The organism is Curtobacterium sp. NPDC090217, from assembly GCF_044746705.1.
Taxonomy (GTDB): domain Bacteria; phylum Actinomycetota; class Actinomycetes; order Actinomycetales; family Microbacteriaceae; genus Curtobacterium.
On the sequence record NZ_JBIVCR010000004.1, the window covers coordinates 448598 to 460914 of the forward strand.

Annotated in this window: 12 protein-coding genes; 9 read left to right on the forward strand and 3 right to left on the reverse strand. The window is 71.3% G+C overall.

Features of this window, described 5'->3' with window-relative positions:
* From ACIPJ2_RS16425 to ACIPJ2_RS16445, 5 genes are all read left to right on the forward strand, one after another.
* Positions 1-447, forward strand: a complete 447-nt coding sequence (locus ACIPJ2_RS16425; protein ID WP_402729701.1) for a PTS sugar transporter subunit IIA — start codon at positions 1-3, stop codon at positions 445-447.
* Positions 444-731, forward strand: coding sequence for a PTS sugar transporter subunit IIB (locus ACIPJ2_RS16430; protein ID WP_281265029.1), 288 nt, complete (start codon positions 444-446; stop codon positions 729-731). The genes ACIPJ2_RS16425 and ACIPJ2_RS16430 overlap by 4 nt, the downstream gene beginning before the upstream one ends.
* Before the next feature lie 56 nt (positions 732-787).
* Positions 788-1615, forward strand: a complete 828-nt coding sequence (locus ACIPJ2_RS16435) for a purine-nucleoside phosphorylase (protein ID WP_281265028.1) — start codon at positions 788-790, stop codon at positions 1613-1615.
* 29 nt (positions 1616-1644) lie between these two features.
* Positions 1645-3315 (forward strand): phospho-sugar mutase, encoded by a 1671-nt coding sequence (locus ACIPJ2_RS16440; RefSeq protein ID WP_402729722.1) that lies wholly within the window; start codon positions 1645-1647, stop codon positions 3313-3315.
* A gap of 353 nt (positions 3316-3668) precedes the next feature.
* Complete coding sequence (locus ACIPJ2_RS16445; RefSeq protein ID WP_402729702.1) at positions 3669-4472, forward strand: hypothetical protein; 804 nt, start codon at positions 3669-3671, stop codon at positions 4470-4472.
* A gap of 61 nt (positions 4473-4533) precedes the next feature.
* Here the strand turns inward: ACIPJ2_RS16445 and ACIPJ2_RS16450 are convergent, their stop codons facing one another.
* A complete protein-coding gene (locus tag ACIPJ2_RS16450; RefSeq protein WP_402729703.1) occupies positions 4534-6312 on the reverse strand; it encodes an acetyl/propionyl/methylcrotonyl-CoA carboxylase subunit alpha in 1779 nt (592 codons plus the stop codon).
* 79 nt (positions 6313-6391) lie between these two features.
* Positions 6392-7171 (reverse strand): Maf family protein, encoded by a 780-nt coding sequence (locus ACIPJ2_RS16455; protein WP_402729704.1) that lies wholly within the window; start codon positions 7169-7171, stop codon positions 6392-6394.
* Positions 7172-7185: 14 nt separating this feature from the next.
* On the opposite strand from ACIPJ2_RS16455, the gene ACIPJ2_RS16460 reads away from it, so the two are divergent.
* Genes ACIPJ2_RS16460 through ACIPJ2_RS16475 form a run of 4 tightly spaced genes read left to right on the forward strand, consistent with a single transcriptional unit; the run spans position 7186 to position 11564 of the window.
* Entirely contained in the window at positions 7186-8445 is a 1260-nt protein-coding gene (locus ACIPJ2_RS16460) for a class I SAM-dependent RNA methyltransferase (protein ID WP_402729705.1), read from the forward strand.
* Between the two features lie 59 nt (positions 8446-8504).
* Positions 8505-9266, forward strand: a complete 762-nt coding sequence (locus ACIPJ2_RS16465) for a response regulator (protein WP_402729706.1) — start codon at positions 8505-8507, stop codon at positions 9264-9266.
* Entirely contained in the window at positions 9250-10515 is a 1266-nt protein-coding gene (locus ACIPJ2_RS16470; protein ID WP_402729707.1) for a sensor histidine kinase, read from the forward strand. The genes ACIPJ2_RS16465 and ACIPJ2_RS16470 overlap by 17 nt, the downstream gene beginning before the upstream one ends.
* Positions 10512-11564, forward strand: coding sequence for a hypothetical protein (locus ACIPJ2_RS16475; RefSeq protein WP_402729708.1), 1053 nt, complete (start codon positions 10512-10514; stop codon positions 11562-11564). Before ACIPJ2_RS16470 ends, ACIPJ2_RS16475 begins: the two co-directional genes overlap by 4 nt.
* 153 nt (positions 11565-11717) lie before the next feature.
* Here ACIPJ2_RS16475 and ACIPJ2_RS16480 read toward each other — a convergent pair.
* On the reverse strand, positions 11718-12317 hold a 600-nt coding region (locus ACIPJ2_RS16480), incomplete at its 5' end, for an IS30 family transposase (protein WP_402729709.1).

The window sequence follows — 12317 nt, forward strand, 5'->3', positions numbered from 1 at the left end:
ATGGGTCTCCCGCCGCTCTCCGACGACGCCGTCGTGCTCGGTGCGTCCGCGCCGTCGTGGCGTGACGCGCTCCGGCTCGCCGGTGGTGCGCTCGTGTCGTCGGGCGCGGCGACGGACGCCTACACGGACGCCATGATCGCCATGGTGGACGAGCACGGGCCGTACATCGTGATCTCACCAGGGCTGGCCTTCGCGCACGCCCGGCCGGGGTCCGCGGTGCTGCGGGACGGCCTGTCCGTGGTGACCCTGGCATCGCCGGTCGCGTTCGGCCACCCGCACAACGACCCCGTGTCGGTCGTGCTCGGGCTCGCCGTCGCCGAGGTCGGCACGCACCTGGAGTCGATCGGCGAGATCGCGAACCTGTTCAACGACGCGTCGGTGACGTCGCGGCTCGCGGCGGCGTCCTCCGCTGCCGAGGTCAGGACGATCATGGGGGTCTCCGCGTGAAGATCGTGACCATCTGCGGTGCCGGCATCGGGTCGAGTGGGATCCTCAAGGTGAACGCCGAGAAGGCGCTCGCGGCGCTCGGGCTCTCCGCCGAGGTGGTGGCGGCCGACGTGGCATCCGTGCGAGAAGTCTCCGACGACGCGAACGTGATCCTCACCTCGCAGGAGTTCGTCGAGGCGATCGGCAGCACCTACGCCGAGGTCATCGTCATCCGGAACCACTTCGACCAGACCGAGATCACCGCGGCGGTCGAGAAGTCCCTGGGGGATCCGACCGCCCCGTAGGAGTCGGTGGCGGGGTCCGGTCCCTGGGGTGGGGGCCCGCCCCGTAGCATTGCTCCATGGCAAGCACGAACCCGCTCAACGACCCCTCCGTCGACCCGTTCGACGTCGCACGCGACGCCGCAGCCGTCATCGCGGAGCGGTCGGGCATCGAGCGTCACGACATCGCCCTGACCCTCGGGTCCGGATGGGGCAAGGCCGCCGACCTCATCGGCGAGACGGTGTCGTCGATCGACGCCGCCGACGTCCCCGGTTTCAGCGCGTCCGCGGTCCCCGGACACTCGGGCACGGTCCGGTCCATCCGGCTGGCGGACGGGCGGCACGCGCTCGTCATCGGTGCGCGGACGCACTACTACGAGGGGCACGGGGTCCGTCGTGTCGTGCACAGCGTCCGGACCGCGGCGGCGACCGGTGCGACCACCATGGTGCTCACGAACGGTGCCGGTGGCATCAAGGAGCACTGGACGCCCGGCACCCCGGTGCTCATCAGCGACCACATCAACCTGACCGCCGACAGCCCGCTCGAGGGCGCGACGTTCGTCGACCTGACGGACCTGTACTCGGCGCGGCTGCGTGCCGTCGCCCGGTCGATCGACCCGTCGCTCGACGAGGGCGTGTACACGCAGTTCCGCGGGCCGCACTACGAGACGCCGGCCGAGGTCCAGATGGCCAAGACGATCGGCGGGCACATCGTCGGCATGTCCACGGCGCTCGAGGCGATCGCGGCGCGACAGGCGGGGATGGAGATCCTCGGGTTCTCGCTCATCACGAACCTGGCTGCCGGTATCCAGAAGACGCCGCTCTCGCACGCCGAGGTGCTCGAGGCGGGCAAGTCGGCCGAGCCGGTGATCGCGGACCTGCTCGCGCGGGTGGTGGCGGCGCTGTGAGCCCGTACACGGGGGCGTCCGACGGGGCGATCGGGGACGGGGACCTCGGCGAGGACGTGTCGGTCCTCGACGTCGCGCGGGCCTGGCTCGCGCAGGACCCGGACGACACGACGCGGGACGAGCTGTCCGAGGTGCTGACCGCGGCGACCTCCGGCGATCCGACCGCGCTCGCGACGCTCGACGAGCGGTTCGCCGGGCGCCTGCAGTTCGGCACCGCTGGTCTCCGAGCCGAGCTCGGGTGGGGGCCCTTGCGGATGAACCGCGTGGTCGTGTCGCAGGCCGCCGCTGGGCTCGCTCGCTTCCTCATCGAGACCGGGCGCGACCGCAGTGTGGTGATCGGCTACGACGGACGCGTCAACTCGGACGTGTTCGCCCGCGACTCGGCAGAGGTCATGCGGGGCCTCGGCCTCGACGTCACGCTGCTGCCGTCGGCGCTCCCGACCCCCGTGCTGGCGTTCGCCGTCCGGCATCTCGGCGTCGGCGCGGGTGTGATGGTGACCGCGAGCCACAACCCGCCACGGGACAACGGCTACAAGGTGTACCTCGGCGGGGACGACGACGGCTCCCAGATCGTCCCGCCCGTCGACGCGTCGATCGCTGACGCCATCGCGGCGGTGGGCTCTGTCGCCGACCTCGCTCGCGCGACGGACTACACCGTCGCCGGTTCGGAGCTCGTCGACGCCTACGTGGCCGCCACGGCCGCGATCGTGCCCGCCCCGGCGCTGCCGGTCGATGCCCAGCCTTCGGTCGTCTACACGGCCATGCACGGCGTCGGGTGGGAGACCGCGCGGGCCGTGTTCGCCGCGGCCGGGTTCGCCGAGCCGGCGGTCGTCCCGGAGCAGATCGAGCCGGACGGCGCGTTCCCGACGGTGTCGTTCCCGAACCCGGAGGAACCCGGCGCGATGGACCTCGCCACGGCCAGGGGCACGGAGGTCGGCGCCGACCTGGTCATCGCGAACGACCCGGACGCCGACCGACTCGCGCTGGCGATCCCGGACGGTTCCGGTTCGTTCCGGCGACTGTCCGGCAACGAGGTCGGGTGGCTGCTCGGCTGGCGTGCGGCGTCCCGTGCCGTCGACGCCGGTGCGTCGGGCGTGCTCGCCGCCTCGATCGTGTCGTCCCCGGCGCTGTCCCGCGTCGCCGCACGGTACGGACTCGGGTACCGCGACACGCTCACCGGCTTCAAGTGGGTCTCCCGGGTCCCCGACCTGCTCTTCGGGTACGAGGAGGCACTCGGCTACCTGGTCGACCCCGAGGTCGTCCGTGACAAGGACGGCATCTCCGCAGCACTCGTCCTGCTGGACCTCGCGACGTCGCTCGCTGCGGCCGGCTCGTCCATCGCCGGGCAGCTGGAGGCGTTCGCCGCGGAGTTCGGCGCGTTCGCGTCCGGGCAGGTCGCGACCCGCGTTGACGACCTCGCCCGCATCGGCGACATCATGGCGGCGCTGCGGACCTCCCCGCCCGCCACGCTCGGTCCGCTGACGGTCCTGTCGACGACGGACTACGCGTCGGGCGTGGACGGCTTCCCGCCGTCGGACATCCTGCGCTACGACCTCGAGGGCGACGCGCGCGTCATCGTCCGCCCGAGCGGCACCGAGCCCAAGGTGAAGGTCTACATCGACACGGTGGCTTCGACCCCCGCCGAGGCCCAGTCGCTCGTCGACGCCCTCGCCGACGCGATCCGCCCCCGGGTCTCGTAGGCGGCGGCGCCTGCCGTCGGCTCCCGCCGCGAGGTTGCGCCCTCTCACGAACATCGCACCCCATCCCGACGGGGCGCGATGTCCGTGAGCGGGCGCAATTCAGCACGGGATGCCTCAACGGACGCCGGACAACGGAGTTTCTCCACCGAGCGCCGCCCCGAGCCCGCACGCCACCCGGATCATGCGACCGTCGGATGATGGGAATCGAACTGGTGTCGACCGCGGCGGGAGTCGATGCAGCCGACGGGATCGCGATACGTCGGGCTGCTGCACGCGGCGAACTCGTGCGTGTCCGTCGCGGCGCTTATGCGGACGCAAGGGAATGGGAGGCTGCCTCGGCGCACGATCGACACGTGTCGCTCATCCGGGCCGTCGTGGCCTCGGGCCGCGCAGCGCTGATCGTGTCGCACGCGTCGGCCGTTGCGCAGCACCGCCTTCCCTGGATCGGCTCCTTCGGGGACCGGGTGGTCGTGACCGATCCAGCGCGCGACCGTGGGCAGACGAAGCACCGCATCCAGCGTGTCGGCTCCGCGGGCCGAATGCCACCGGTCGAGCTGGTCGACGGCGTCGTCGTCACGTCGCTCGCCGTCACCGCTGTGGACGTCGCCCTGCGAGAGCATCCGTGGCACGCCATCGTCGTGTTGGATGCGGTCCTCCGTCGCGGGGTGTCCAAGTCGGTGATCCGCGACGAACTCGCCCATCGCACCGCAGCACGATCGCGGGTCCGGGCACTCCGGTTGATCGATGCGGCAGATGCCGCTGCCGACTCACCCGGCGAGAGCATCACGCGATGGGGGTCGATCGTTCTCGGCGCTCCACCTGCAGAACTCCAACACGCGTTCCCGAACGAGTGGGGCGGTGCCGAGCGGGTCGACTTGTGGTTCCCCGCGAGCGGCACGATCGTCGAGTTCGACGGCGCAACCAAGTACACGAGGCCCGAGATGCGGAACGGGCGGACTGCAGAAGAAGTAGTCGTCGCAGAGAAACGGCGTGAAGACCGACTCCGAGCGCGATACGAGGTGAACGGTTTCGCGCGGGTGACCTGGGCGGATGCGATGCCCGCCGGTCAGCTACCCAGGCGCCTGATCGAAGCAGGGGTCCCGCTGGCACCGAACTGGGGCGCTGCGTGGCGAGCGGCTGCGAATCGCACTCTTTGACGAACATCGCGCCCGGGCGTGACCGGGCGTGATGTTCGCACAGGGGTGCAAACGCGAAGCGCTACGCGAGCTCGAGCAGCACGTGGCCGGACGAGATCGTCTGGCCGACTGGGGCGTTCAAGCCGGTGACGACGCCGTCCTTGTGCGCCTGCACGGGCTGTTCCATCTTCATGGCCTCGAGCACGACGAGCAGGTCGCCCTTGACGACGGTGTCGCCCTCGGCCACGGCCAGCTTCACCACGGTGGCCTGCATCGGCGATGCCACCGACGACCCGGACGCTGCTCTCCCACCCTTCACCGCCGACGAACGACGACGCGGGGGAGCGGACGGACCAGCAGGGCGGCGGGCGGCACCAGCGGCACCACCACCGACGATCGACGGCATGGTGACCTCGATGCGCTTGCCCTGCACCTCGACGACGACCGAGTCGCGTGCGGCCGGTGCCGGGAGCTCCTCGGGGGAACCGCTCCACGCCGGGATCTCGTTCACGAAGTCGGTCTCGATCCACTGCGTGTAGACGCTGAACGGGGTGGAGTCGTCGGTCGCGAACGCCGGGTCCGACACGACGGCACGGTGGAACGGGATCACGGTGGGGAGCCCGGCGACCTCGAACTCGGCGAGCGCACGACGAGCCCGCTCCAGCGCCTCGGCACGCGTGGCACCGGTGACGACGAGCTTCGCGAGCATCGAGTCGAACGAGCCGGAGACGACGTCACCGGACACGACGCCCGAGTCGACGCGGACGCCGGGGCCGGACGGGGCGTGGAACACGTGCACCGGGCCTGGCGCCGGGAAGAAGTTGCGACCGGGGTCCTCGCCGTTGATGCGGAACTCGAAGGAGTGGCCGCGGGGCGCAGGGTCCTCGTAGTCGAGCACACCGCCCTCGGCGATGCGGAACTGCTCGCGGACCAGGTCGATGCCGGTGACCTCCTCGGACACGCAGTGCTCGACCTGCAGACGGGTGTTCACCTCGAGGAAGGACACCGTGCCGTCGGCGCCGATGAGGAACTCGCACGTGCCGGCACCGACGTAGCCGACCTCGCGGAGGATCGCCTTGGACGACTCGTACAGCCGGTCGTGCTGGTCCGCCGTGATGTACGGCGCCGGTGCCTCTTCGACGAGCTTCTGGTGGCGGCGCTGCAGCGAGCAGTCGCGGGTGGAGACGATGACGACGTTGCCGTGCTCGTCGGCCAGGCACTGGGTCTCCACGTGGCGCGGCTTGTCGAGGTACTTCTCGACGAAGCACTCGCCACGACCGAACGCGGCGATGGCCTCGCGGGTTGCTGATTCGAAGAGCTCCTCGACCGACTCGCGCGAGCGCACGACCTTCAGCCCTCGGCCACCGCCGCCGAACGCCGCCTTGATCGCGACGGGCAGCCCGACCTGGTCGACGAAGTCGAAGACCTCGGACACGTCCTGCACGGGCTCGATGGTGCCCGGGGCGAGCGGCGCGCCGACCTTCTCGGCGACGTGCCGCGCGGAGACCTTGTCGCCGAGCTGCTCGATGGACTCGGGCGACGGGCCGATCCAGATCAGCCCGGCGTCGATGACGGCGCGGGCGAAGTCGGCGTTCTCGGCGAGGAAGCCGTAGCCGGGGTGCACGGCATCGGCGCCGGAGCGGCGGGCGACGGACATGATCTTGTCGATGACCAGGTACGTGTCCGCGCTGGTGGTGCCGTTCAATGCGTAGGCCTCGTCTGCGAGGCGTGCGTGCAGAGCGTCACGGTCCTGGTCGGCGTAGACCGCGACCGAGGCCTTTCCAGCATCGCGGGCCGCGCGGATGATGCGGACGGCGATCTCGCCGCGGTTCGCGATGAGGACCTTGCTGATACGGGGCATGGTAAGTCAGCGTATTCGTGCTGCGGGAGTGCGAATTGACCGGCATCCACAAAGAACAGCGCCCAAGCAGTGTGGATGTCTACAGTGCCCAGAGGTCGTGCCACGCCACGCCGAAGCCCCGCAGCAGCATCGACCGGAGCACGGGCAGCGACAGCCCGACCACGGCGGACGGCGCGCCGTCGATCCGGGTGATGTACGCAGCGGCCCGACCGTCGATCGTGAACGCCCCGGCGACCTCGAGCGGCTCACCCGTCGCCACGTACGCGTCGATCTCGTCCGCGGACACGTCGTCCGCGAAGGTCAGGACGGCGCTGTCGACCGCGATGACACGGTCGCCGTCGGCGACCAGGGCGGACCCGCCGGGCGCGACCTCGCTGATCGACCCGGCCCACGGCCCGAGACCGGAACCAGGGCGGACGGGAGGCTCGGTGCGGGCCGCACCCGGTCCTCCCGTCCGGTGGGTGGTGGCGTCCAGGTCCCGGCGCCGGTCGAGGACACAGTGGCCGCTCCACAGCGTGCCGCCGCCGGCGGCCAGCATCTGCCGCCAGCGTTCCTTCGCGACGGCCGGGTCGTGCGGCTTGCCGTACAGGTGCCCGTCGACCTCGAACGCGGAGTCGCCACCGAAGACGAACCCGTCGACCGGGGAGCCCGCGACCTCGGCGTCCGCGACCGCCGATGCCTTGGCGACGGCGAGGAGCGAGACGAGCTCCGGTCCGGTGAGGTCGCGCCCGAGCGATGCCGAGGCTGCTGCTGCCGCGGCGTCCTCGTCGACCCCGGGGGAGACGAGCACCGGCTCGATGCCGGACTGGGCGAGAAGTGCTCGACGGGCGGGGGAGGTACTCGCGAGGTACAGACGCATGGGAACATCGAACCATGGGTGAATCCGTCGGAACGCTGCTCGAACTCGACGTCACCGGGATCGCCCACGGCGGCATCTCGGTGGCACGGCACGAGGGGCGCGTGGTGTTCGTCTCGGACGCGATCCCGGGCGAGCGTGTCGTCGCGCGGGTGACCGAGGACCGGAAGAAGTCGTTCTGGCGCGCGGACACCGTCAGCGTCGTCACCCCGAGCGAGCACCGCGTCGACCACGTCTGGCCCGAAGCCGGCCTCGATCGCGACCCCGCCGTCCGCCCGGGCGGCGCGGAGTTCGGGCACGTCGCCCTCTCCCACCAGCGCACCTTGAAGCACGACGTGCTCGTCGACTCCTTCTCCCGCTTCGCGCGCATGGACCTGGCCGAGGTGCTCGGGCGCGACGTGGTCGTCGAGCCGGCTCCCGGTGACGACGAGGCGAACGGTCTCGGCTGGCGCACGCGCGTCCGGTTGCACGTCGACGAGGAGGGCACGGCCGGGCCGTTCGCCGCGCGTTCGCACGACGTCGTGCAGGTCTCCTCGCTGCCCCTGGCCACCGCTGCCGTGCAGGAGAGCGCGCCGATCGGCCGGGCGGCGATGCCCGGGGCATCGGTCGTCGACGTCCTCGCACCGAGCAGCTCCGATGGCGCGCGCCTCGTCATCGACGAGCAGAAGCCGACGATCGTGACCGAGGTCGTGGGGGAGCGGACGTTCCAGGTCGACGACAACGGCTTCTGGCAGGTGCACCGTCGCGCCGCCGAGGTGCTGACGGCCGCCGTGCAGGACCTGGTCGACCGTGACCGGCTCGACCCGGAGGGCACCCACCTCGACCTCTACGGCGGTGTCGGCCTGTTCGCCGCGGCACTCGGCGACCTCGTCGGGCCCAAGGCGCGCATCACGAGCGTCGAGAGCGCCCCGCGCGCGACCGAGCACGCGCAGGAGAACCTCGCCGAGTGGATCGGGGCCCGCGCGGAGACCGGTCGGGTCGACCGCTGGCTGTCGCGCACCACGTCGACGGCGTCCGCGGCCGAGAAGCAGCGCTTCCGGGCCGGGACCGTCGTGCTCGACCCGCCGCGTGCCGGTGCCGGGCGCGAGGTCGTGGTGCAGATCGCCGCACTGCAGCCCGCGCAGGTCGTCTACGTCGCCTGCGACCCGGTCGCACTCGCGCGGGACGTCGCCACGTTCGCCGACCTCGGGTACCGCCTCGAGGCGCTGCGTGCGTTCGACCTGTTCCCCCACACGCACCACATGGAGGCCGTCGCACGCCTGGTGCCGATCGCATAGCGCACACTGTGTGTGGCGAGACCTGAACCTGAGACGGACCTGGGTATCCTTGGTTGCTGATGGCAACCCGGTTTCAGGGGCCGGGCCCGTCGGAACGAGAGGTCACCGTGCCAGCAGAATCGACCACCACAGGGACGACCGGACTCACCACGAGGCCGGTCCGCGTCGCGATCGTCGACGACCACGAATCCGTCCGGCTCGGCATCCAGGCCGCATGCCAGAACGAGGGGTTCGAGGTCGTCCTCACCGCAGCGAGCGTGCCTGAGTACATCGCGAACCTCGAGGGGCGAGAGGTGGACGTCGTCGTCCTCGACCTGTCGCTCGGCGACGGTTCGACCGTGACGGAGAACGTCAAGGGCGTGCAGGGGACCGGTTCGGCCGTCCTCGTGCACAGCATCGCCGACCGCGTCGCGAACGTCCGTGAGGCACTGGCGGCAGGGGCCGCCGGGGTCATCCCGAAGTCGTCCGCGACGAAGACCGTGATGGCCGCCGTCGCCACCGTTGCCCGCGGCGACGTCCTCAACAACCTCGAGTGGGCGAGCGCGATCGACGCGGACCGTGACTTCGCGAAGGCGCAGCTCGGCCGTCGTGAGCGCGAGATCCTCCACCTCTACGCATCCGGTCTGCCCCTCAAGCTCGCGGCGCAGCAGCTCGGCATCGGGTACTCGACCGCGCGCGAGTACCTCGACCGGATCCGTGTGAAGTACGTCGAGGTCGGCCGTCCGGCCCCGACGAAGGTGGACCTGCTCCGCCGTGCGGTCGAGGACGGCATCCTGCCGGGGCTCGACTCCGGCATCGACCCGGATGTCGACGGGCGCTGACGGCACCCGGGCGCCGCTGACGGCCGACGTCGCGCCGTTCGGGACCGACCCGTCCCGCGGCGTGCGGGCGAGGATCACGCAGGCGTCGACGGAGCGCGCGTTCGCGATCCTGCTCGCCCTCGCGGCGGTCGGGCTCGGCGTCGTCGACGCGCCGGCGGTCGTGCACCAGCTCCCAGTGCTCGACCCGGTCTGGGGTCCGGTCGTCGTGCTCGCGGTCGCCGCGTCGTTCGTCTTCGTGGGCGTCTCGGCGTTGGTGCAGCGGTTCGCGCAGCCCGCGCAGATCCTGTGCGCGCTCGTGTTCTTCGTCGCGCTCGTGACGTGGCCGCTGACGCTCCGCGACGACCTCCCGGCCGGGCAGGTGCCGTGGCCGTGGTGGTTCTGCAACGTCGGGACGACGGCGGCCGCGATGGGCTTCGCGCCGTGGCGGGCGACCGTCTACAACGCGCTCGTCCCGATCGTGTACATCGTCATCCGCCTGACGCCCGCCGGCGGCGAGGTGGGCCTGACCCGGGCGCTCCTCGACGGCGTCTACACGACGATCCTCGGCATCGTCACGCTCGTGCTCGCGGTGGTGCTCCGCCGGGCGGCGGCGGCCGTCGACTCGGCCCAGGCGACCGCCGTGCGCCGGTACTCGCACGCGATCCGGGAGCACGCGACCGAGGTCGAGCGTGTGCAGGTCGACGCGATCGTGCACGACAGCGTCCTCACCACGCTGCTCTCGGCCGCACGTGCGGACACGCTCGAGGCGAAGACGCTCGCCAGCAGGATGGCGCGGAACGCGATCGACCACCTCGCGGCGGCGTCCGACGGGCCGCGTGAGGTGCCACCGGTGCCGCTCGCAGAGCTGCACGCGCGCATCGGTGCTGCGGTGTCCGCACTCGCCGCCCCGGTGGCGGTCCGGGGCGGGCCGTTCGGCATGCACAACGCGCCAGCACCCGCCGCGGACGCGTTGGCGTCCGCGGCGATCCAGGCAGCGGTGAACAGCGTGCAGCACGCCGGGGACGGCGTCGAACGCTGGGTCAGCGTCGACGTGTCGGCCTCCGGCGTGGTGCGCGTGGAGGTCGGGGACGACGGGACCGGGTTCGACGCCGATGCGATCCCCGCCGGTCGTCTCGGCGTCCGACGGTCGATCATCGAACGCGTCGCCGCTGCCGACGGGATCGCCGAGATCCACACGGCACCCGGAGCAGGGACCCGCGTGGTGCTGACGTGGCCCGCCCGACCAGTGGACCGGGCGGAGGCGTCGTGAAGATCTCGATCCCCGCCGGCGTGGCGATCGGTCTCGCCGCGCTGTTCTCGCTCTACCACCTGCTCCTCGCCTCGACGACGCTGTTCCGTGTCGACGACGTCGGCGCGGTGCTCGCGTGCATGGCGCTGTACGCCGCAGCGACCGGCGCGGCGTTGTTCGCCAAGGGTGCCGTCCTGCCGGTGTGGGTCGCCTGCTTCTCGCTCGCCACGGCGGTCATGATGCCGGTCGTCGCGGCGCCGGTGGCCGAGGCCGGCGCGACGCCGGGGTTCGGCACGTGGTGGATCGCGGCCGTCGGGACGCTCATGGTGATCGTCGCCGTGCGACAGCGGATCGTGTTCGCATGGGTCGGGGTGTCGTTCCTCGTGATGTACACGGTCGCGTGGGCGGGACCCGACGCGCTGGGTGCGCTCGGCGTGCTCGGCAGCGTCGTCTGGGTCGCCATCGCGACGATCTTCAACTTCGTGATGAACCGCGCGACCCGCACCACCCGTGACTTCATCCGCGCCGAGCAGGAGACCGCCGACTGGCAGGCGGCGCAGGACGCCCACGTGTTCGAGCGGCAGTTCCGACTCAGCCAGACGACGCGGATGGCGCTGCCGATGTTGCAACGCATCATCGACTCGTGCGGGGACCTCACCGACGCCGAGCGCACCGAGTGCCTGCACCTCGAGCAGGCCATCCGCGACGAGATCCGCGGCAGGTCCCTGCTCTCCGACGACGTCCGCGAGGAGGTCATGCGCCTCCGTCGGCGTGGCGCGGTCGTCCAGTTGCACGACGACGGTGGTCTCGACGAGCTCGAGGCCGACGACGTCCGGCGCATCCACGCACAGCTCGCAGACGCGCTCCGGCAGGCGTGGGACGCGGACAACGTGATCGTCCGGACGGTACCAGAGGGGTCGGGCGCTGCGGTGACGGTGGTCGGCCTGCGGCTCGACGTCGCGGCGAGCGAGTCGGCGGCGCTGGGCACCGCCCACGATGACGATGATGACGGCGACGAGGACGACTCGGTCGCGCTCTGGCTCGAGATCCCGCGGCACGAGCGCGCGTAGCCGGGGCGGCCCCGGACGCGCTCCGCGCCGGACGGGAGGCCCGTGGCGGCGCCGCCACGAGCCTCCCGTCCGATGGGTGGTCGCGACCACCGCACGTGGTGCGGTGTCGGCGCTCGTTGCGTCCGCAACGAGCGACAGCGTCGTCGGGTGGATTCAGGTGGTGGTTGCAACACCTGTTTCTGTTGGTCGTGAGAGTAGTTGTTTGAGTGCTTCGGCGGGAGTCATCGCGTCGAGGCGTTTCCGGGGACGGTCGTTGATCTCGTCTTGGACGAACTGGAGCTCTGCGGTGGTGTGGCGTGAGAGGTCGGTGCCTTTGGGGAAGTACTGCCGGAGCAGCCCGTTCGTGTTCTCGTTGCTGCCACGCTGCCAGGGCGCGTGTGGGTCACAGAAGTAGATCTGCACCCCGGTCGCGACGGTGATCTCCCGGTGCCGGGTCATCTCGATGCCCTGGTCCCAGGTGATTGATCGTGCGGCTTCGGCAGGCATGCGCCCGATCGCTTCGATCATCTGGTCACGGACCTGTTCCGCGCCGTGCGAACCGGGCAGGTGCAGCAGCATCAAGAACCCGGTGCTCCGCTCGACGAGCGTGCCGATCGCAGACCGGTTCCCGGCACCCATGATGAGGTCTCCTTCCCAGTGCCCCGGGACGGCGCGGTCGTCGGCCTCGGCCGGCCGGTCGGCGATCATCACCATGTTCGCGATCTTCGACGCGCGGGTGGTGACTCGGCCTTGGGGTTTCCGGAGCGTTCGCCC